Consider the following 20,591-nt stretch of genomic DNA (forward strand, 5'->3'; position numbering starts at 1 on the left):
GTATGCGAGCCTGCCCGTCACCTGATGATCGATCAGGCGGCGTAGCGCTCCACGCTCACGACCTGCCCGCCCGTCTTGTGCAGCACGGCGAACGCGCCCTTGCGCAGGTGCACCTTCTTGCCGCTCAGCGCCTGGATCAGCTCAGGCAGCACCTTGCCGTGGCTGCACACGGCGGCGGGCACCGTGATCTCCCTGACCAGGGCCGGCGTCTTGTGCGGGTCCTGGCTCTCCTCGCTGAGCAGCGGCTCGACCTTGATCTCGCCGTCGGTGGCGTCACCGTACGGTTCTAACGTCTGCAGGCAGCGGGCGCTGGGCGAGCTCATCAGCATCTCGGGCCGGTAGGCGGGCAGCGCGGTGGCCAGAGTGGCCGCCTGGGAGCGGCCGTCGGTGTCCAGCGGCCGCAGTGCGTCGTCGCCGGTCCACTCGCTCCTGGAGCCGGCCGAACCGTGCCGGACGAGGACGAGGGGCACGGTCTCGAGCGGCGCCACCGTCAGGGCCCGCAACAGCCCCGCGTCCCATTCGTACGTCAGCAGTGCCTTGGCCTCCTCCAGCGGCATCCAGTGCAGCTCGTCCACTTCTTCGCCGGGAAGGAACCCGTCGTCGGCCACCGCGTGGGCGGTCCAGTAGTCGACCCGCTTGAGCCGGCCCCTGCTGATGTAGTGGACGGGCGGCAGGGCGCGGCCGAGCGCGACGGTCATGCCGGTCTCCTCGTGTACCTCGCGGAGGGCGGCGGCGATCACGTGTTCCCCGGTCTTCAGCTTGCCCTTGGGGAAGGTCCAGTCGTCGTAGGCGGGGCGGTGAATGACAGCGACCTCGGGGCTGCTCTCCACGCCCCTCCAGACCACGGCTCCGGCTGCGCGGAGCAGGTCAGTCATCAACGGTCCTCCAGCGGCGCGTACCGATGAGATGGCTCTGCAGGTCATCGCCGCGATGGCGGGCCCACGTGCCATCGGAGTTGAGCCACCACACGTTCGTGGTCTCGGCCATGGCCTTGTCCATCAGCTCGATGAGGTAGGCCTTGTGTTGCTGCGACGTCACCTTGACCAGGGCTTCGACGCGGCGATCGATGTTCCTGCGCATGAGGTCGGCGCTGCCGATCCAGACCTCGGGCCGCCGGCCCAGGCCGAACTCGTACACCCGGGAGTGCTCGAGAAAACGCCCCAGAATTGACCTTACGCGGATATTTTCGGACAGGTCCGGGACGCCGGGCCTGAGGATGCAAATGCCGCGCACCCACAGGTCCACCGGGACTCCCGCCCGGGACGCCCGGTAGAGCGCGTCGATGATCTGCTCGTCCACCAGCGAGTTGGTCTTGATCCGGATCCTGGCGGGGCGGCCGGCCTGCTGGTGGGCGATCTCCCGCTCGATCCTGGCCAGCAGCCCGGTGCGCATGGAGTGCGGCGCGACCAGCAGCCTGCGGTAGGCGGAGTGGTTGGAGTAGCCGGTCAGGTGGATGAACAGGTCGGTGACGTCCTCGCCGACCAGCGGGTCCGCCGTGAGCAGGCCGAAGTCCTCGTACTGACGGGCGGTCTTGGGGTTGTAGTTGCCGGTGCCGATGTGGCAGTAGCGGCGCAGCTCGCCCGAGGCCTCCTGGCGGACGACGAGGGCGAGCTTGCAGTGGGTCTTCAGGCCGACCACGCCGTAGACGACGTGGCAGCCGGCGCGCTCCAGCTTCCTGGCCCAGGAGATGTTGGCGTGCTCGTCGAAGCGGGCCTTGATCTCCACGACCACCACGACCTGCTTGCCTGCCTCGGCCGCGTCGATCAGGGCGTTGACGATGGGGGAGTCGCCGCTGGTCCGGTAGAGGGTCTGCTTGATCGCGAGCACCCTGGGGTCGTCCGCGGCCACCTCGATGAAGCGCTGCACGCTGGTGGCGAACGAGTCGTACGGGTGGTGCAGCAGCACGTCGCGCTCGCGCAGGACGGCGAAGAGGTCGTCCTCTGCGTTGATCACCTCCGCGGGCACGAAGGGCCGGTAGCTGAGCTCGCCACGCTCCAGATCGGCGATGGCGTGCAGGCCCGACAGGTCGAGCGGCCCGGACAGGCGGTAGATCTCGTGCGGCGCGAGCTCCAGCTCCTCCACGAGCGGTGCCAGCACCTCGGGCGTGATCGTGTTCTCGACCTCCAGCCGCACGGGCGGGCCGAAGCGCCGCTTGAGCAGCTCCTTCTCCAGGGCCTGCATGAGGTTCTCTGTGACGTCCTCGTCGACGTCGAGGTCCTCGTTCCTGGTCACGCGGAATGCGTGGTGCTGGAGGATCTCCATGCCCTTGAAGAGCTGGCCCAGATGGGCCGCGATCACGTCCTCCAGGGGGACGAACCGGTCCTTGGACGCTGGTACGAACCGCGGCAGCTGCGACGGGACCTTGACCCGCGCGAAGACCGTGTGATCAGTCACCGGGTTGCGCACGAGGACCGCCAGGTTCAGGCTGAGCCCGGAAATGTAAGGAAAGGGGTGTGCGGGGTCCACGGCCAGGGGCGTCAGCACCGGCCTGATCCGCTCCCTGAACAGCCTGCGCAGCTCCGTGCGCTCCTCGCGGCCCAGATCCTCCCACCGGACGATCTCGATGCCCTCGCCCGCCAGCTCCGGGGAGATCTTGTCGTGGAAGACCGCCGCGTGCCGCCTGGCCAGCTCGTCCGCGATCGCCGCGATCCTGACCAGCTCCTCGCGCGGCTTCAGCCCGCTCTTGGTCCGCAGCAGCAGGCCGGTCGCCATCCGCCGCTTGAGTCCGGCCACCCGCACGCGGAAGAACTCGTCCAGGTTGCTCGCGAAAATCGCCAGAAACCGTACCCGCTCGAGCAGCGGGAGCGTCGGATCTTCGGCCAGTTCCAGTACCCGCTCGTTGAACTGGAGCCAGCTCTCTTCACGATTGAGGAACCGCTCCTGTGGCAGCGGCAGGTCGTTGGTGGATTGCAGCGGTTCGGCGGACATATGACCTATATTGCCCTTATTGGTTGAACAGAACGTTAACGGAGTAGCAACGGCGCGCTCCTGTCGGTCATTCCCGACCGGCCACTCATGTCATTCTGACAGCGCGTGCGCTCCATGCCGTTACTCCGGCTGATCAACCTGTTCAAGACGGGCGGCGCGCTCGGCCAGCCTGGCCTCCCGCTGGCGGATCTTCTCCTCGCGATCGCGGACCTTCTCCGCCTCCTTCAAGAGCCGCTCGCGCTCCTTCAGCTCGCGCACCCGGGCCTTTTCCGCCTCCTTGAGCTCGCGCTGGCGGATCTTCTCCGCCTCCTTGGCCTCCTTCTCACGGGCCTTCTCGAACTCGCGCAGCTCCTTCTCGCCGGCGCGGGGCTTGGCTGGCGCGGGGGATAGCTCGCGGCTGACCGCGGTGATGGTGGGGTTGGCGTTGAGCCCGGTCAGGCCGTTCCAGGCCAGGTTGACGAGGTGGGCGGCGACCTCCTCGCGGCCCGGCTTGCGTACGTCCAGCCACCACTGGCCGGTCAGTGCCACCATGCCCACCAGCATCTGCGCGTACATCGGCGCGAGCTTGGGATCGTAGCCGCGGGCCGCGAATTCGTCGGCCAGGACGTCCTCGACCTGGCTGGCGATCTCGCTGATCAGACTCGCGAAGGAGCCGGTGCCCGACGCGGCGTGCGAGTCGCGCACCAGGATGCGGAAGCCCTCGCTGCTCTCCTCGATGTACTGCAGCAGCGCCAGCGCGGCGCGCTCCAGCTTGATGAGAGAGTGGGACGCTGCCAGGGCTTCGGTGATCATGGTGAGGAGCTTTTGCATCTCGCGGTCGACCACGACCGCGTAGACGCCCTCCTTGCCACCGAAATGCTCGTATACCACGGGTTTCGACACCTGTGCGGTAGCGGCGATTTCCTCGATAGAGGTCCCGTCGAACCCCTTCTCCGCGAAGAGCGTGCGGCTGATGCGGATCAGCTGCTCTCGTCGCTCGCTACCGGACATACGCCTGCGAGATCGGGGTTCGGTCACGGTTTCCATAATGACGGCCACAGATCCATGACCGTTCATCGGATTATTGTCGTCAGGCAATGCGCTTCGCCGCCAGGCGCTCCGGTGTCGGCCAGCGGACGTCGTACACCCAGCCCAGCTTCTCGAAGATCCTGATCAGGCCGGCGCTCAGGTCGATCTGGCCCTTGAGCGCTCCGTGGCGGGCGCAGGTCGGGTCGGAGTGGTGCAGGTTGTGCCACGACTCGCCGAAGGACGGGATGGCCAGCCACCACACGTTGCGGGACTTGTCGCGTACCTGGAAGTCCTCCTCACCGAAGACGTGGCAGATGGAGTTGATCGACCAGGTCACGTGGTGCAGCAGACCGATGCGGACGAGCGTGCCCCAGAACAGCGCGGTCAGCGCGCCCTGCCAGGACCAGGTGATGAGCCCGCCCAGCACGCCGGGCAGCACCATCGAGGCGATCGCGAGCCGGGGGAACCACTTGTGCAGCTTCTGGACGTCCTCGTCCTTGCACAGGTCCGGCGCGTACTTCTCCCTGTTGGTGCGCTCGCTCTCGAACAGCCAGCCCATGTGGGCGTAGAGCAGGCCCTTGGCCATATTCTTGAAGCCAGGGCCGAAGCGCCACGGCGAGTGCGGGTCGCCCTCCTTGTCGGAGAACTTGTGGTGCTTGCGGTGCGTGGCCACCCAGTCGAGCACGGACATCTCCAGCGACAGGCTGCCGGCGATGCCGAGTGCGATCTTCAGCGGCCGCTTGGCCTTGAACGAGCCGTGCGTGAAGTAGCGGTGCAGCCCGACGGTGACGCCGAGCCCCGAGACCATGTAGAAGACGAACGCGATCGCGATGTCCGTCCAGCCGAGCCCCCATCCCCACGCGAGCGGCACGGCGGCGGCGATCGCGATCAGCGGCAGTCCGACGACCAGACCGAAGATGATCACTTCTGAGCGGGATTTCGGCTCGGGTTCGAAGTCGGGCTTCGGGTTAGGTGCGGAACGCTCGGCGAGAACGGTCATGGGCGACCTCCAACGACATGTATGAGGATGAATGTCCGGGCTACGCAACCGTAACCTACGCCATCGTAAGTAAGGAAGACCTAAGCGAGCATGAGAGGAACGTGACGGTTCGCCGCGCAAGGCGAGTGGGGGTTCGTGGCTTGCCGCCTTAAGGGCGGTCTGTTATGGGGGTTCCTGTCGCCACCTGGGGAGTTCCGGCGTGGAGGTAATTACGGGCGCGCGCCGGGGTCCGGGATCGGTATCGTAGGGGTGTGTCGGACGCCACCTGTCCGAACTGTCCCGGATCGTCTAATCGGCAGGACAAGTGGTTTTGGTCCACTTTGTAGGGGTTCGAGTCCTCTTCCGGGAGCCTTGAGGTCGTCCCCGAGAGAATGTTTCGGGTTCGGCCAGGTATCCTCACGGTGTCGGGAGGGTAGCGGTGCGGTAGCCGTACCAAATGCCCTGATCCGTCCAGTCACAGGGAGCCTCAGTCCGTGAGTGTGCCGCGCCCGGCAGCTGTCATCGTCCTCGCCGCGGGCGAGGGCACCCGGATGAAGAGCCAGACCCCGAAAGTCCTGCACGAGCTGTGCGGCCGCGCACTGGTGGACCACATGCTCGCCGCCGCCCGCGACCTGGGGCCCGAGCGCCTCATCGTCGTCATCGGGCATGCGCTCGAGCAGGTCGGTGGTCACCTGGCCGCCACCAGCCCCGACGCGCGCGCCGTCGTCCAGCAGGAGCAGCGCGGCACCGGCCACGCGGTCCGCACCGTGCTCGAGGAGGTCGGCACGATCTCCGGCACAGTGCTGGTCACGTACGGCGATGTGCCGCTGCTGCGCACCCAGACCCTCGCCGCGCTGCTCGAACGGCACGCCGCCGACGGCAACGCGGTCACCGTGCTGACCGCCGAGGTGCCCGACCCGACCGGCTACGGGCGGATCATTCGCGACCAGAGCGGCGCCGTCCTGGAGATCGTCGAGGAGAAGGACGCCACGCCGGAGCAGCGTGCCCTCAAGGAGATGAACTCCGGCATCTACGCCTTCGACGGCGAATTGCTCGCCGACGCCGTCAAGCGCGTGTCCACCGACAACGCCCAGGGCGAGGAATACCTCACCGACGTCCTGTCCATCCTGCGCGGCGACGGCCATCGGGTCGGCGCCTGCGTGGCCGGCGACCACGTCGAGGTCGAGGGCGTCAACGACCGCGTACAGCTCGCTGCCGCCCGCAAGGTGCTCAACCAGCGCCTGCTCGAGGACCACATGCGGGCCGGCGTCACGATCATCGACCCGGCCAGCACGTGGATCGACGTGGGCGTGCGCATCGCACCCGACGCCGTCATCCATCCCGGCACGCAGCTGCACGGCGACACCGTCATCGAGACCGGCGCCGAGGTCGGCCCGGCCACCACGCTGACCGGCACCCGGGTGGGCGAGCGGGCCGTCGTGCGCAACGCCGTCTGCGACAGCGCCGAGATCGGCCCAGAGGCCAGCGTCGGCCCGTACGCCTACCTGCGGCCCGGCACCGTGCTCGGGCACAAGTCCAAGGCCGGCACGTTCGTCGAGATGAAGAACGCGAAGGTCGGCGACCGCTCGAAGGTCCCGCACCTGACCTATGCGGGCGACGCCACGATCGGCGAGGACGCCAACATCGGCGCCGCCACCGTCTTCGTCAACTACGACGGAGTCAACAAGCACCACACCACCGTGGGCGACGGTGTGTTCGTCGGCTGCGACACCATGCTCGTCGCCCCGGTGACCGTCAACGACGGCGCCTACACGGCGGCGGGCTCGGTCATCGTGGACGAGGTGCCCCCGGGCGCGATGGGAGTGGCGCGAGCGCGGCAGCGCAACGTCGAGAAATGGGTCTTGCGCAGGCGCGCGGGCACGAAGTCTGCCGCGGCCGCCGAACGGGCGCTGGCGCGGCAAGAGCAGCAGGAGAAGGAATCATGACCGAGCTTGCCGAGGTCATCAATAACAGCACCTCGGTCAGGAGACCGCCGAAGGAGGTCTCATGACCAGCATCAAGCAGCCAGGCGAGAAGAACCTCATGCTCTTCTCCGGGCGGGCCCACCCTGAGCTGGCGGAGGAGGTCGCCCGGCACGTCGGCGTCTCACTCACTCCCACCAAGCTCGTCGACTTCGCCAACGGCGAGATCTACACCCGCTACCTGGAGTCCGTACGCGGCTGCGACGCCTTCGTGATCCAGAGCCACACGGCCCCCATCAACAAGTGGATCATGGAGCACCTCATCATGGTCGACGCGCTGAAGCGGGCCTCCGCCAAGCGCATCACCGTGGTCATGCCGTTCTTCGGCTACGCCCGCCAGGACAAGAAGGGCCGCGGCCGCGAGCCCATCACGGCCCGGCTGATGGCCGACATGTTCAAGACCGCAGGCGCCGACCGGCTCATGTCGATCGACCTGCACACCTCGCAGATCCAGGGCTTCTTCGACGGCCCGGTGGACCACCTGTTCGCCATGCCGGTCCTGGAGAGCTACCTCAAGAACAAGCTGGACCTGGAGCACACGACCGTCGTCTCGCCCGACACCGGCCGCGTCCGCCTGTCGGAGCGCTGGGCGGACACGCTGGGCACGCCCATGGCCTTCATCCACAAGCGCCGTGACCTCGACGTGGCCAATCAGGTGAAGGTCAACGAGGTGGTCGGGGACGTCCGCGGCCGCACCTGCGTGGTGATCGACGACATGATCGACACCGCGGGCACCATCTGCAAGGCCGCCGACGCGCTTTACGAGCAGGGCGCCACCGACGTGATCACCGCCGCCACCCACGCGGTCTTCTCCGACCCCGCCGTGGACCGGCTGAAGAACTCCAGGATCTCCGAGGTCATCGTCACCAACACGCTGCCGTTGGCGCAGGCCAACAGGTTCGACAAGCTGACGGTCCTGTCCATCGCGCCGCTCATCGCGCGCGCCATCACCGAGATCTTCAACGACGGCTCGGTGACGAGCTTGTTCGAGGGCGACACCTGAGCTGACGTCCATCACAGCGCTTCGAGCGAAGCTGGGCAAGAGACGCAGTAGACTGAACAGGTTGTGCTCGTAACGCCTTCCGCTAGGGCGGGTGAGGGAGAGCGCGCACCACATCGATCCCCGATGCATCCCTAGGAGATGTCGTGTCTGAAGTACGTATCGCCGCCGAGTCCCGCACCGTGTTCGGCAAGGGCGCCGCTCGCAAGATCCGCCGCGCCGACAAGGTGCCCGCCGTTCTCTACGGGCACGGCATCGACCCCAAGCACCTGACCCTGCCCGGCCACGAGGTGCTGCTCGCGCTCCGCACGCCCAACGTGCTGATCCACCTCAAGGGTGAGGGCGTGGACGAGCTGGCCCTGCCCAAGGGCGTCCAGCGCGACCCGATCAAGGGCTTCGTCGAGCACGTCGACCTGCTCCTGGTCAAGCTCGGCGAGAAGGTCACCGTCGAGATCCCGGTCACCACCATCGGCGACGTGCACTCCGACGGCCTGCTCGACCAGCAGCTCGTCCAGGTCGCAGTGGAGGCCGAGGCCACCCACATCCCGACCGGCGTCGAGGTCGACGTCGAGGGCCTGGAGATCGGCACCGCCATCACCGCCGCCCAGCTCCAGCTGCCGCAGGGCACCACGCTGGTCGCCGACCCCGAGACCGTCATCCTTCAGGTCATCGGCAAGCCGGTCGAGGCTCCCGAGGAGGGTGAGGAGGCCGCCGCGGTCGAGGCCGCGGAGGCCGCCGAGGGCGAGACCGCCGAGGCCCCGGCCGCCGAATAACCACCGAAAACGGGGCGGCCGGCACACGGCCGCCCCGTTTTCGCGATCCAAGGGGAGCGCATGGACCGCTGGCTGATCGCCGGACTGGGCAACCCGGGGCCCGAATACGCCGGCAACCGGCACAACGCCGGATTCATGGTGCTCGACGAGCTGGCCGCCAGGGCGGGCGGGCGGTTCAAGGCGCACAAGAGCCGGGCCGAGGTGTGCGAGACCCGTGCCGCCATCCTGGCCAAGCCGCTGACGTACATGAACCTGTCCGGTGGGCCCGTCAAGGCGCTCTTCGACTTCTACAAGATCGGCCCGGACCGGCTGATCGTCGTGCACGACGAGCTCGACGTGCCCTATGGGGCGTTGCGTGCCAAGCTCGGCGGCGGCGACAACGGTCACAACGGTCTCAAGTCGATCACCAAGGTCCTGGGCACCCGCGACTACCTGCGGGTCCGGTTCGGCATCGGGCGGCCGCCCGGCCGGATGGACGCCGCGAGCTTCGTGCTGAGGGACTTCGCCACCGCCGAACGCAAGGATCTGCCCTTTCTCGTCGACCGGGCGGCCGACGTCGTGGATTCGCTGATGGCCCGCGGCCTGGAGACCACGCAGAACGAGTACCACCGGGCTGATCTGCACATTTCCGGCCCTCCTCGCTGACCACCGCATACGTTCTTTCGCCGGTTCTCGGCATTGCGTGTCGCTACGATCGGTGACTGTCTGCTCATGAATGGTCACCTTGGAGGCGTGCGTGCGCGGTGGGGGACTCATGACCGTCAGCCATGTGGTCTCATGGCGGGCCGGTCCCCGCACGCCTGCCTGGATCCGCTCCTATCGCCTGTGTGCCGTCGCGGCGGACCTGTGCGGCGCCGGCATCGGGTCCGCCGTGGCCTTCTGCGTTCGCTTCGGCGGGCTCACGCCGTACGCGCTGCCGTACCTGCTGGTCAGCCTGGCGCTGCCGGTGGCGTGGGCGTGCGCGGTGGCGCTGAACCGGGCCTATGAGCCGCGCATGATCGGCGTCGGCTCCGAGGAGTTCCGCAGGATCCTGCAGTGCGGAGTGGCGCTCACCGCCGGCACCGCCATCGGGTCCTACCTGACCAAGACCGACGTCGCCCGTGGCTACGTCGTGCTCGCGCTGCCCCTGGTCACGCTGCTCACGCTGGTCTTCAGGCACGCGTTGCGGCGCGCGCTGCACCGGCGCAGGGCGGCCGGCGCATGCATGCGCAAGGTGGTCGCGGCCGGCCACGCGGCCTCGATCGCCGAGCTGGTCGCGTTGTTCCGCAAGGAGCGTTACCACGGGATGGACGTCGTGGCCGCCTGCGTGCCGGAGCTCGCGCAGGCCACCTCCGGCGAGCGGGTGGCCGGAGTGCCGGTCGTGGGCGACCTCAGCGACGTACCGCTCGCGGTGGCACAGTTCGAGGCCGACACCGTGGCCGTGCTGGCCTGCCCCGAGATGGACGGGCAGGCGCTGCGGCGGCTGGCCTGGCGGCTGGAACGCACGCACACCGAGCTCGTGGTCGCCCCCGCGCTGATGGACGTGGCCGGGCCGCGCACCATGATCAGGCCCGCCGCCGGGCTGCCGCTCCTTCACGTGGAGCATCCCGAGCTGGGCGGGGTCAGGCAGCTGGTCAAGAACGTCTTCGACCGGCTGGTCGCCGTCGCGCTGCTGCTGCTGCTCGCGCCGGTGCTGGCCGGGCTCGCGGTGGCCGTACGCGTGACGAGCCCCGGACCCGCGTTGTTCCGGCAGACCCGGGTGGGCAGAGACGGGAAGTCGTTCACGATCCTGAAGTTCCGCACCATGCGGCGCGGCTCGGAGCAGCAGAAGATCACCCTGGTCAGTGACGGTGAAGGGGTGCTGTTCAAGATCCGTAACGATCCACGCGTCACGCCGCTCGGCACGCGGATGCGCCGCCACTCGCTCGACGAGCTGCCCCAGCTCATCAACGTCGTGCTCGGCCACATGTCGCTAGTGGGGCCCAGGCCGCCGTTGCCGGAGGAGGTCGCGCGTTACGGTGACGACGTGCGCAGACGGCTCCTCGTACGTCCTGGGCTGACTGGACTGTGGCAGGTCAGTGGTAGATCTGACCTATCTTGGGAGGAATCCGTACGTCTCGACCTGCGTTACGTGGAGAACTGGTCCCTCACGTTGGACTTGCAGATCCTGTGGAAGACTTGGTCGGCTGTCGCCCGCGGGCAAGGAGCATATTGATGACGATTCGCGACGACCACGCGCTCGCCGGCGACCTGGCGAGCGAGGCGGGCGAGCGGCTGCTGCGGATTAGGGAGCGTCTGGGGTTCGGCGACGCGCCCGCACTCAAGGCGGAAGGCGACCGGGCCTCCCACGTCTTCCTCATGGAGTCCCTGGCCCGGCTGCGGCCCAGTGACAGCGTGTTGTCGGAGGAGGCCACCCGCGAGGAGCGGCTAGACCCGCGCAGGCTCACGGCCGACCGCGTGTGGATTGTGGACCCGCTTGACGGCACTCGGGAGTTTTCGGAGCGGCGAGTAGGCCCCGGAAGCGGCAGCTTGCGTAACCAAGACGGGGCCGTAGGGAGCGCGACCATAAGCGCAGCAGAGGGCCGGAGCGACTGGGCGGTGCATGTGGCGTTGTGGGAGCGCGGGCGGCTGACCGCCGGCGCCGTGGCGCTGCCCGCCCAGGGCCGCACGCTGACCACCGCCGACCCGCCCAAGCCCCCCGCCTACGACGGAGGCCGCTTCCGCATTGCGGTCAGCCGCACCAGGCCGCCCGAGTTCGTCCAGAAACTCGCCATTCTCGTGGGCGCCGACCTCGTGCCGATCGGGTCCGCCGGGGCGAAGATCTCCGCGGTGCTCACCGGCGAGGTCGAGGCGTACGTGCACGCCGGTGGCCAGTACGAATGGGACTCCGCCGCGCCCGTCGCCGTCGCGCTGGCCGCCGGGGCCCACGCGAGCCGAATCGACGGCTCGGAGCTCACCTACAACCAAGCCGACCCGTCACTACCCGATATTCTGGTTTCCCTACCGGAGCTGGCGGCATCCCTGCTCGCCGGGATTCGGGACCTGCACCGCTGAAACGCCGGAGGAAGCACCCATGCTCCAGCGCGACTACACGACGTCGCAGCTCGACGTGCTCGAAGCCGAGGCCATCCACATCATGCGAGAGGTGGCCGCCGAGTTCGAGCGTCCGTGTCTGCTCTTCTCCGGGGGCAAGGACTCGATCGTCATGCTCCGCATCGCGGAGAAGGCGTTCTGGCCCGCGCCGATTCCGTTTCCCCTCATGCACGTGGACACCGGCCACAACTTCGACGAGGTCATCGAGTTCCGCGACCGCCGATCCGCGGAGCTGGGCGCGCGCCTGATCGTGGCCAGCGTGCAGGACTCCATCGACCAGGGCCGGGTCGTGGAGGAGACCGGGCGGCGCGCCTCGCGTAACCGGCTGCAGACCACCACGCTGCTGGACGCGATCGAGGAGCACGAGTTCGACTCCGTGTTCGGCGGCGCGCGCCGCGACGAGGAGAAGGCCCGCGCCAAGGAGCGGGTGTTCTCCTTCCGCGACGACTTCGGCCAGTGGGACCCGAAGAATCAGCGCCCCGAGTTGTGGAACCTCTACAACGCGCGCATCCGCAAGGGTGAGCACATCCGCGTCTTCCCGCTGTCCAACTGGACCGAGCTCGACGTCTGGGACTACATCAGGCGCGAGGGCATCGAGATCCCCTCCATCTACTTCGCCCACACCCGCAAGGTGTTCGAGCGCGACGGCATGCTGCTGCCCGACTCCGACGTCGTGCAGCGCGGCGACGACGAGCCGCTGTTCGAGGGCGTGGTGCGCTACCGCACGGTGGGCGACATGACCTGCACCGGCGCGGTGCAGTCCACGGCCGCCACGGTCGAGGAGATCATCGAGGAGATCGCGGCCACCCGGATCACCGAGCGCGGGGCCACCAGGGCCGACGACCGCTCGTCCGAGGCCGCCATGGAGGATCGCAAGCGAGAGGGCTACTTCTAAAATGGACATTCTTCGCTTTGCCACGGCGGGAAGCGTCGACGACGGCAAGTCCACCCTCATCGGACGCTTGCTCTACGACTCCAAGGCGATCTTCGAGGATCAGCTCGAGGCCGTCGAGCGGACCTCGCGCGACCGCGGCACCGAATACACCGACCTGTCGCTGCTGACCGACGGGCTGCGGGCCGAGCGGGAACAGGGCATCACGATCGACGTGGCCTACCGCTACTTCGCGACGCCGCGCCGGAAGTTCATCATCGCGGACACGCCGGGGCACATTCAGTACACCCGCAACATGGTCACCGGCGCCTCCACAGCCGACCTGGCGATCATCCTCATCGACGCCCGGAAGGGCGTGCTGGAGCAGTCGCGCCGGCACGCGTTCCTGACGTCGCTGCTGCGGGTGCCGCACCTGGTGCTGGCCGTCAACAAGATGGACCTGGTGGACTACTCACAGGAGCGGTTCGAGGAGATCAGGGAGGAGTTCACGGCGTTCGCGTCCAAGCTCAACGTCTCCGACCTGACGTTCATCCCGATCTCCGCGCTCAACGGCGACAACGTGGTCTCCCGTTCGGAGAACATGCCTTGGTATCTCGGCACGTCGCTGCTGCACCACCTGGAGAACGTGCACATCGCCTCCGACCGCAACCTGACCGACGTGCGCTTCCCCGTGCAATACGTCATCCGCCCCCAGCGCGCCACCGATCAGGCCTTCCATGACTATCGCGGCTACGCCGGCCAGGTGGCGGGCGGCGTACTGAAGCCGGGCGACGAGGTGGTGCACCTGCCATCGGGCTTGACCACCCGGATCGCCTCGATCGACACGTTCGACGGTCCGGTGGAGGAGGCGTTCGCGCCCATGTCGGTGACGCTGCGTTTCGAGGACGACCTCGACATCTCGCGCGGCGACATGATCGCCCGGCCCAACAACCAGCCGCACGTGGCGCAGGAGGTGGAGGCGATGGTCTGCTGGATGGCCGACGGACTCAAACTGACGCCGCGGTCCAAGCTGACCATCAAGCACACCACCCGTACGGCCCGCGCCCTCGTCCGTGACCTGCACTACCGGCTCGACGTCAACACGCTGCACCGGGACGAGGAGGCGACCTCGCTCGGCCTCAACGAGATCGGGCGGGTGTCGCTGCGGATCACGCAGCCGCTGTTCGTGGACGACTACGCGCGTAACCGGTTGACGGGCGGCTTCATCCTGGTGGACGAGGCCACGAACGGCACCGTCGGCGCCGGAATGATCATGGATGTCCGCTGAACGGTAGATCTTTTCGCTCTTCCCTTACTCACTGATTACTCTCAGCGATATGGTTTTCGCGTTCCGTGTTCGCGACGCGAAGGCCCTCCTCTGTGACCGACCCCGCAACCATCACCCGGGTGATCTACTTGGGCGGTTTGGGCCGTAGCGGCACCACTCTGCTCGAGAGGCTCCTTGGCGAGCTGCCCGGCGTGGTCGCGCTTGGGGAGGTAGTGCACCTGTGGGAGAGGGGAGTGCTTGCGAAGGAACCCTGTGGGTGCGGCGAGCCTTTCCCCGCCTGCGCCTTTTGGTGTCAGGTCGGGGAGCGTGCGTTCGGTGGTTGGGCGAGCGGGACGGCAAACCGGGTCCTGATGCTCCGGCGCCGGGTCGACCGCACCCGCAGGATCCCCCGCATCGCCCATCGCGACCTGGCCGAATACGTGCAGGCGTACCGGCTGGTCTATGCCGCCACCGGCGCCCGCGTCGTGATCGACTCCAGCAAGCACGCCTCCCTCGCCTGGTGTCTGGTGACGAGCGGCGTGGACGTCCATGTCGTCCATGTGGTCAGGGACCCCCGTGCCGTCGCCTACTCGTGGGGCAAGGCCGTGGCCCGGCCTGAGGACGGGCGGCCCATGACCCGCTGGGGGCCCGCCCGCACAGCGCTGCACTGGACGGCACAGAACGCCGCGCTGGAGCTGCTCGCACGGCGTGGGGCCCGCGTGACGACGGTCCGTTACGAGGACCTGCTGGCCACCCCTGCGCGCACGCTCACGGAGCTGGTCCGCGAGCTCGGGCTGACAGCCGTCCCCGAGCTCCCGTTCGTCGACGGCCACGCCGCCTGGCTGGGGCCGTCGCACACGGTTTCCGGCAACCCGATGCGGTTCCACGTGGGACGGGTGGAGCTACGGCGAGACGATTCGTGGGCGACAGGGTTGGGCGATGGCGACCGGCGGGTGGTCAACGCGCTGACATGGCCGCTCAGGGCCAGGTACGGCTACCGGAGGGCGGCGGGGTGACGCGGCTGCCATCCGTGGGCGTGGTGATACCCACGCGCGGCGACCGTCCCGGGCCTTTGCGTGAGGCCGTTGAGGCCGTGCTGGCTCAGGACTATGAGGGGGAGCTGGCGTTGGTCGTCGTGGCGGACACCACGACGACTCCAGGCGCGGTCGCAGGCGCGGGCCCTTCCACACTCGTTGTCCTGCCGAACACGCGCACCCCAGGGCTCCCGGGGGCTCGCAACACCGGCATCGCCGCCTGCGACACCGATCTCGTGGCCTTCTGCGACGACGACGACGTCTGGCTGCCTGGCAAGCTCACCGCCCAAGTGCAGGCGCTGCGGGACGTCGGCGGCGAGTTCGCCAGCTGCGGCATCGAGGTCGAGCACGGCCACCGCCGCGTGGCCCGGCTGGCCGGCGCCCAGTCCATCACCGCATACGATCTTCTGCGGTCGCGCATGGTGATGGTCCACTCCTCGACGTTCCTGTTCGTGCGTGGCGCGCTGTGGGTCGACGAGAGCGCGCCCGCGGGACAGAACGAGGACTGGGACCTGGCGCTCCGAGCGGCCAAGCGGCGGCCGATCGCGCACGTCGACCGACCGCTCGTCCGGGTGCGCTGGGGCGGGTCCCACTACGTCGCCCGCTGGGCGGACCGCATTGCCGGGCTCGACTGGATGCTCGCCCGGCACCCCGAACTGGCCGTGGACCCGCGCGGCGCGGCACGGGTCTACGGCCAGCTTGCCTTCAGCCACGCCGCGCTGGGGCGCCGGCGCGAGGCCGTGCGCTGGGCGCTGCGCACGTTCGCGGCCCGGCTCGCAGAGCCTCGGGCGCCGATCGCCCTGGCGGTGGCCGCCGGTCTCGTCTCGGCGCCGACCGTGCTGTCGATGTTGCACGACCGAGGACACGGAATTTGACCTTGCCGTACACAGAGATCGGGCCTTCGCCGGCTTCGGGATCCGGCGCGGTGGCACGCGAGGCCGCGTCCGACGTGCCCGAGTCCGGCACCATGTCCGCCAAGCGCGCCGCCGGCGGGCGAGTGCGGGTGGGCGGGGTCGCGGTGGATGCGCTCACCGAGGAGCAGGTGGTCCAGCGGGTGGCCGGCGAGCTGGAGTCAGGTAGCGGCGGCCGGATCGTCACCCCGAACGTCGACATTTGCCGGATCGCCGCCACCTGCCCCGAGCTGAACGCCCTGGTGTGCTCGGCCGAGCTGGTGGTGGCCGACGGGATGCCGTTGGTGTGGGCGGCCCGGCTGCTGGGCACGCCGCTGCCCGAGCGCGTCACCGGAGCCGACCTCCTGTGGGCGCTCAGCGAGCTGGCCGCCCACCGAGGCTGGCCCGTCTACTTGCTCGGCGGTGGCCCTCCAGACGTCCCGCAGCGGGCTGCCGGCGAGCTCATGAGCCGCTATCCACGGCTACGGGTCTGCGGCGCGCACGCGCCGCCCTACGGCTTCGACGCCACCCCGGAAGGACGCGAGCTCGTACGCCGCAGGCTCATCGCCGCACAGCCGCGGCTCGTCTTCGTCGGTCTCGGCTTCCCACGGCAGGACCAGCTCATCGTGGACCTGCGGAAAGAGCTGCCCGGGGCATGGTTCCTGGGATGCGGGGCGGCGATCGCCTTCGCGGCGGGCGCGGTGCCGAGAGCGCCGGGATGGATGCGGCAGACCGGGCTGGAGTGGGCCTATCGGCTGGCCGGCGAGCCGGGCCGGCTGGCGCGCCGCTACGTGGTCGACGATCTGCCGTTCGCGGCGGGGCTGCTGGGCCGCTGCATGGCGACCCGCCTCATGAGAAGAGCCGATCCAGCCCGCACGTGAGGGCACGGACGCGGGCCGCGTCTTCGTCGCCGAGGCCGCGGGCGGCCCCGTCGAGCGCGCGGCGCGAGTCCATGCGCCGGTAAGCCGTACGCGACAGGCCCGACCAGGCGAAAGCGCCCGTGACCCGCCCAGAGCCCCCTGTGCACGCCTTGGCGATGCGGCGTTCGGCGGCAGGCGTCCAGGGCAGGTCCGCGTAGGCGTACAGGCGGCGGAACCCGGCGATCGGGTCGGCGGCCAGCGACTCGTACGAGGTCACGAGCACGCCGGGCGCCCGGGTCAGGATCGTGTGGGCGACCCGCCACAGCGTGGCGGCTGTGGCGATGCGGTCATCCGAGCCGGTGAGGGCACGCAGCTCCAGCACCTCCGGATGGTCGCGGACCAGCAGCGGCTGGTCCAGGAGCTCACGAACGTCGATCGTCCACCCCAGCCGCTGCCAGCTGGCCACGAACGACACCGGATCCCGTACCAGCGCGACCACCCGGCACCCCAGCCGCCGTGCGAACCACCCCGCGCTCAGCACCGCGAACGGGTCGTCGAGCAACGCGCGCCGCCCCGCCAGGCGGCCCAGCGCGAAAGAGGTCCCGTAGCAGAGCAGGCGGGCCAGATCGTAGGGCGAGCGGTTCGCGCGCAGCTCGGCCAGCCAGTGGTAGCGCAGGGCAACCGTATCCCTGAAGGCAGGCAGCCAGGCGCCGGCGTTGTCGTCGCAGATGTACTGGAACCGGTGCGTCACCTCGGCCCTGAGCACACCTGGGCAGCGGCCGGGCGGGTGTTGCGGGTTGAGCGGCTCGTTCACGTAGACGAGGTCGCCGCCGGCCGTGAGCATCTTGCCCGTCCAGCTGGTGCCGCTGCGTGGGAGCCCGGTGACGAGGACGGGCGCGCTCATGCCGCCGCCCACCCACGCGACCGCAGCGCCGCCAGGGTGTGGCGGCCGAACGGGTGCAGCCCGTAGCGGCGGTGGAGCTGCCACAGCGGGAGCAGGTTCTTGACGAGCACGCCGCCCGACCAGCCGGCGACCGCGCCGAGCGCCCCGTGGGCGGGGATCAGCACCAGGTCCAGCGCCAGCGTGCACGCGACGGCCGCCAGCAGGTTGAGGAGGCTCGTCCCGGTATGCCCGGCGGCGGTGAGCACGACGTCCACCATCCCGCAGGCTGTGGCCACCATCATCGTCCCGGCCAGCACCAGCGCCACCGGCGCCGCCGACCCGTACGAGGGGCCGAACAGCCGCAGCAGCCACGGCGCCAGCGCGGCGTAGCTGAGCCACACCGGCCACGTCAGCAGGACCAGCCAGATGGTCGCGGCCTGGTACAGCTCCCGGGCGCGCGCAGACTCCCCGCTCGCGAGCGCGCCGACCAGCCGAGCCTGTACGGCCTGCGCCAGGCCTTGGTTCGCCAGCTGCCCGACGACCTTGAACCGCGTGGCGGCCGTGTAGACGGCGGCCTGCGCGGGCCCCGCGAGCAGCGCGACGACCACGATGTCCACCCGCTGGAACACCGCCTGGACCGCCCCCGCCACCGACCGGGGAGCCGTGTAGCGCCACAGATCCCGCCCCGTCCCCGGCAGGTACGGCCTCCGCGGCGCCCGCCCCCGCATCCCGGCCGCGGCCAGGACCAGCACCGGCACGTACGGCATCGCCCACGCGACCGGCAACCACTCGACCGCCCCGCCCACGGCCACCCCGGCGACCAGGACGAGCTGGGCGGCAGGCAGCAACATCCCGTCCAGGAGCACGGTCGGGCGCATGGTCCCGAAGCCGCGGGTGGCGGCCAGCAGCACATCCCCCAGCACAATGATCGGCACGACCACCGCCACCACCCCCACCTGCGGGTACAGCAGCGCCGCCGCGGCGCACGCCGCCACCGCGCAGGGCACGAGCGCCGCCCTGATATATCCGGAAATGCCGAGATAGCCGTACGTCTCCGCACGGGCGATGAAGTACACGAGCCCGTTGCCCACATCCAGCTTGGCGACCCCCGCCGCCATGAGCACCACGGCGGTCGCCGCGAAAAAGCCCCCGGCCTCCGCGGCCGTGAACGTCCTGGTCACGAGCATCACCAGCGCGAACTGCGCCAACGCGGAGAAGGCCGCCGCCACGACCCCCGCGATCCCGGCCCGCCCCGGCCCCTCGACCCGGTCCTGGGTCAGCGCCGCCACGATGGCTCCTCGCCCAGCCATCGCACCAGCCGCGCGTCGTACGGCTCGAAGCGCTCCCGCAGCGCCCGCCCGAGCGCAGGGGGCACCGGCCGCGGCAATGCGCGCCCGTTGTGCTGCTCGAACACCGGATACCCCAGATGCGGCACCCCCAGGAACTCCAGCACCCGGTCGTAGACCTGCTCCGGGTCTTGGAAGAACCGGTGGCTGTCCAGCACCAGCATCCGGTCCCGCCCGATCAGCGGCTCCAGCCGGTCGAGCTGGTCGGCGTAGCGGCCCCGGGCCACGTATGCATGATGGCGGTGCGAGTGGTGCAGCGCGTACGGCGACGCGCGCAGCAGCTCCTCGGCCCCCGCCAGCCGTCCTTCCTCCAGCTCGATCGCGTACTCGAGGTGCGACTCCGTCTCGAACCCCCTGGCCAGCTCGTGGGCGTGAGCCGAGCAGGCCCGCTCCACCGGATCGCGGACCAGGACGATCAGTTTCACCCCAGGCAGATCGGCCGCGATCCGCTCCCCGGCCAGCGGATGGAACAGGTAGTAAGGGGACGACTCGAACGCCAGCGGATGGCCGCCGTACCGGCGTCCGACCAGCGCCGCCCCCACCCGCAGCGGAAAGTGCCCCTGATACCAGGACAGCCCGTGCCAGTAGGCGACGTCGAAGTAGTGCACGCCCTTGTGCAGCACCGGCTTGAGCAGCAGCGGATGTTGCGCGAGCGCCCGGTACAGGGACGTGGTGCCGCACCGCTGCGCCCCCCCGATCAGGAACGACGGCAGCACACGTGCACTGGACGTGAGCCTGCCCGCGCCCCGCGACAGCGACAGCGCGGACCGCTTGGTGGTCCTCATGTCAGCAGCTCCTCGTGGTCGACGGCCGGATTGAGCCAGGTCTGCGGCGGCCCCAGCGGCGCGTGCCCGTCCGCGGCGTGCCGGTCGGCCAGCGCGATGAGGTAGCGCAGCGCGGTCTGCCTGGCCGTGGCCGCCGACAGCCCCAGGGGGGCCAGCTCCCGTGCCGCGCGCGCCACGCACGCCCGGGCCGCCGTAGGCGGATCCATCCTGTGCAGCGCCCGCTGGAAGAAGTGGTGCACGGCGTCGAACCCGTAGGGCACGTCGATCTCGTAGCGTTCCCAGTCCCACACGAGCAGCCGCCCGTCGGGCGCCGGGCACACGTTCCACGGCGCGAAGTCCCCGTGCCAGGCCGGGGTGCGCCCGCCGGTACGCGCGATCTCCGCGATCCCGGCCAACAGCAGCGGCTGGGGCACGCGGCGGCGCCGGACCGGCAGCGGCGACAGCACCAGCACCGCCAGCCCACGCCAGTCGCCGTGGTGGAGCACAGCGGGCGGGATCACGGTCCTCAGCCCGAGCCCCGCCAGCCTGCGTAGCGCCGCGGCCTCGGCGGTGATCAGCTCGCGCGCGCGGGGGCTGTCGCCGATCTTCACGAACGCGAGCGGCCGCCCGCCGGAGCGGGCCTCCAGTATCGGCTTGCGGTTGGCCCGCAGCGCGGGACGTACGTGGAGAACGGTCTCCACCGGCCGGTCGAAGACCTCGCTCAAATGTGTCGTGATGGATCCCCCACCCGGCACCACGACCTCGGACCACAGGTGCCACCAGCGGCGCGGCGCCAGCCGGCGGGGCACGGCGGCATGCGGCAGCAGGGTGTACGCCCGGGGCGAGCCAGGCCCCGGATACAGCAGCCGGACGGTCTCGGAGAGGTAGTCGAGGCGCGCGGCGGCATCATTCATGCGCCCTCCTTCGTCGGTCG

Annotated in this window: 19 protein-coding genes and 1 tRNA gene; 12 read left to right on the forward strand and 8 right to left on the reverse strand. The window is 69.6% G+C overall.

Annotated features, from left to right (window positions below; translation table 11 throughout):
* Nucleotides 1-32: 32 nt before the first annotated feature.
* From ACTWPT_RS15480 to ACTWPT_RS15495, 4 genes are all read right to left on the reverse strand, one after another.
* Entirely contained in the window at nt 33-875 is an 843-nt protein-coding gene (locus tag ACTWPT_RS15480) for an NUDIX hydrolase (RefSeq protein WP_443178057.1), read from the reverse strand.
* Nucleotides 868-2,928, reverse strand: a complete 2,061-nt coding sequence (locus tag ACTWPT_RS15485; protein ID WP_443178058.1) for an RNA degradosome polyphosphate kinase — start codon at nt 2,926-2,928, stop codon at nt 868-870. The genes ACTWPT_RS15480 and ACTWPT_RS15485 overlap by 8 nt, the downstream gene beginning before the upstream one ends.
* Nucleotides 2,929-3,048: 120 nt before the next feature.
* Entirely contained in the window at nt 3,049-3,954 is a 906-nt protein-coding gene (locus tag ACTWPT_RS15490; RefSeq protein WP_443178059.1) for a TetR family transcriptional regulator, read from the reverse strand.
* A gap of 43 nt (nt 3,955-3,997) precedes the next feature.
* Nucleotides 3,998-4,936 (reverse strand): acyl-CoA desaturase, encoded by a 939-nt coding sequence (locus ACTWPT_RS15495; RefSeq protein ID WP_443178060.1) that lies wholly within the window; start codon nt 4,934-4,936, stop codon nt 3,998-4,000.
* A gap of 277 nt (nt 4,937-5,213) precedes the next feature.
* Between ACTWPT_RS15495 and ACTWPT_RS15500 the strand changes: the two genes are divergently transcribed.
* The 12 genes from ACTWPT_RS15500 (at nt 5,214) to ACTWPT_RS15555 (ending at nt 16,685) form a co-directional block, all read left to right on the forward strand.
* Nucleotides 5,214-5,285 (forward strand) — tRNA-Gln (locus ACTWPT_RS15500).
* 124 nt (nt 5,286-5,409) lie between these two features.
* Nucleotides 5,410-6,861, forward strand: coding sequence for a bifunctional UDP-N-acetylglucosamine diphosphorylase/glucosamine-1-phosphate N-acetyltransferase GlmU (gene glmU / locus ACTWPT_RS15505; protein WP_443178061.1), 1,452 nt, complete (start codon nt 5,410-5,412; stop codon nt 6,859-6,861).
* 61 nt (nt 6,862-6,922) lie between these two features.
* A complete protein-coding gene (locus ACTWPT_RS15510; RefSeq protein ID WP_443178062.1) occupies nt 6,923-7,900 on the forward strand; it encodes a ribose-phosphate diphosphokinase in 978 nt (325 codons plus the stop codon).
* Between the two features lie 143 nt (nt 7,901-8,043).
* A complete protein-coding gene (locus tag ACTWPT_RS15515) occupies nt 8,044-8,670 on the forward strand; it encodes a 50S ribosomal protein L25/general stress protein Ctc (protein WP_443178063.1) in 627 nt (208 codons plus the stop codon).
* Nucleotides 8,671-8,730: 60 nt separating this feature from the next.
* A complete protein-coding gene (pth, locus tag ACTWPT_RS15520; RefSeq protein ID WP_443178064.1) occupies nt 8,731-9,315 on the forward strand; it encodes an aminoacyl-tRNA hydrolase in 585 nt (194 codons plus the stop codon).
* Nucleotides 9,316-9,424: 109 nt separating this feature from the next.
* Nucleotides 9,425-10,864 (forward strand): sugar transferase, encoded by a 1,440-nt coding sequence (locus ACTWPT_RS15525; protein ID WP_443178065.1) that lies wholly within the window; start codon nt 9,425-9,427, stop codon nt 10,862-10,864.
* Nucleotides 10,864-11,703: a 3'(2'),5'-bisphosphate nucleotidase CysQ gene (locus tag ACTWPT_RS15530; RefSeq protein WP_443178066.1), complete on the forward strand. Its 840-nt coding sequence runs from the start codon at nt 10,864-10,866 to the stop codon at nt 11,701-11,703. The genes ACTWPT_RS15525 and ACTWPT_RS15530 overlap by 1 nt, the downstream gene beginning before the upstream one ends.
* A 19-nt stretch (nt 11,704-11,722) precedes the next feature.
* Complete coding sequence (gene cysD, locus ACTWPT_RS15535) at nt 11,723-12,637, forward strand: sulfate adenylyltransferase subunit CysD (RefSeq protein WP_443178067.1); 915 nt, start codon at nt 11,723-11,725, stop codon at nt 12,635-12,637.
* Between the two features lies 1 nt (nt 12,638).
* Nucleotides 12,639-13,901: a sulfate adenylyltransferase subunit CysN gene (cysN, locus tag ACTWPT_RS15540; protein ID WP_443178068.1), complete on the forward strand. Its 1,263-nt coding sequence runs from the start codon at nt 12,639-12,641 to the stop codon at nt 13,899-13,901.
* Nucleotides 13,902-14,251: 350 nt separating this feature from the next.
* Complete coding sequence (locus ACTWPT_RS15545; protein WP_443178069.1) at nt 14,252-14,896, forward strand: sulfotransferase; 645 nt, start codon at nt 14,252-14,254, stop codon at nt 14,894-14,896.
* A complete protein-coding gene (locus ACTWPT_RS15550; protein ID WP_443178070.1) occupies nt 14,851-15,789 on the forward strand; it encodes a glycosyltransferase family 2 protein in 939 nt (312 codons plus the stop codon). Before ACTWPT_RS15545 ends, ACTWPT_RS15550 begins: the two co-directional genes overlap by 46 nt.
* A 50-nt stretch (nt 15,790-15,839) precedes the next feature.
* On the forward strand, nt 15,840-16,685 hold the full coding sequence (locus tag ACTWPT_RS15555) for a WecB/TagA/CpsF family glycosyltransferase (protein ID WP_443178071.1): 846 nt from the start codon (nt 15,840-15,842) through the stop codon (nt 16,683-16,685).
* Here ACTWPT_RS15555 and ACTWPT_RS15560 read toward each other — a convergent pair.
* Genes ACTWPT_RS15560 through ACTWPT_RS15575 form a run of 4 tightly spaced genes read right to left on the reverse strand, consistent with a single transcriptional unit; the run spans nt 16,654 to nt 20,571 of the window.
* Entirely contained in the window at nt 16,654-17,568 is a 915-nt protein-coding gene (locus tag ACTWPT_RS15560; RefSeq protein ID WP_443178072.1) for a sulfotransferase, read from the reverse strand. The two genes, ACTWPT_RS15555 and ACTWPT_RS15560, sit on opposite strands and share 32 nt — an antisense overlap.
* Complete coding sequence (locus ACTWPT_RS15565; protein WP_443178073.1) at nt 17,565-18,836, reverse strand: lipopolysaccharide biosynthesis protein; 1,272 nt, start codon at nt 18,834-18,836, stop codon at nt 17,565-17,567. The genes ACTWPT_RS15560 and ACTWPT_RS15565 overlap by 4 nt, the downstream gene beginning before the upstream one ends.
* Nucleotides 18,824-19,678: a sulfotransferase domain-containing protein gene (locus tag ACTWPT_RS15570; RefSeq protein WP_443178074.1), complete on the reverse strand. Its 855-nt coding sequence runs from the start codon at nt 19,676-19,678 to the stop codon at nt 18,824-18,826. Before ACTWPT_RS15570 ends, ACTWPT_RS15565 begins: the two co-directional genes overlap by 13 nt.
* A complete protein-coding gene (locus ACTWPT_RS15575; RefSeq protein WP_443178075.1) occupies nt 19,675-20,571 on the reverse strand; it encodes a hypothetical protein in 897 nt (298 codons plus the stop codon). Before ACTWPT_RS15575 ends, ACTWPT_RS15570 begins: the two co-directional genes overlap by 4 nt.
* Between the last annotated feature and the right edge of the window lie 20 nt (nt 20,572-20,591).

This window comes from Nonomuraea sp. 3N208 (genome assembly GCF_052245935.1).
GTDB lineage: Bacteria > Actinomycetota > Actinomycetes > Streptosporangiales > Streptosporangiaceae > Nonomuraea.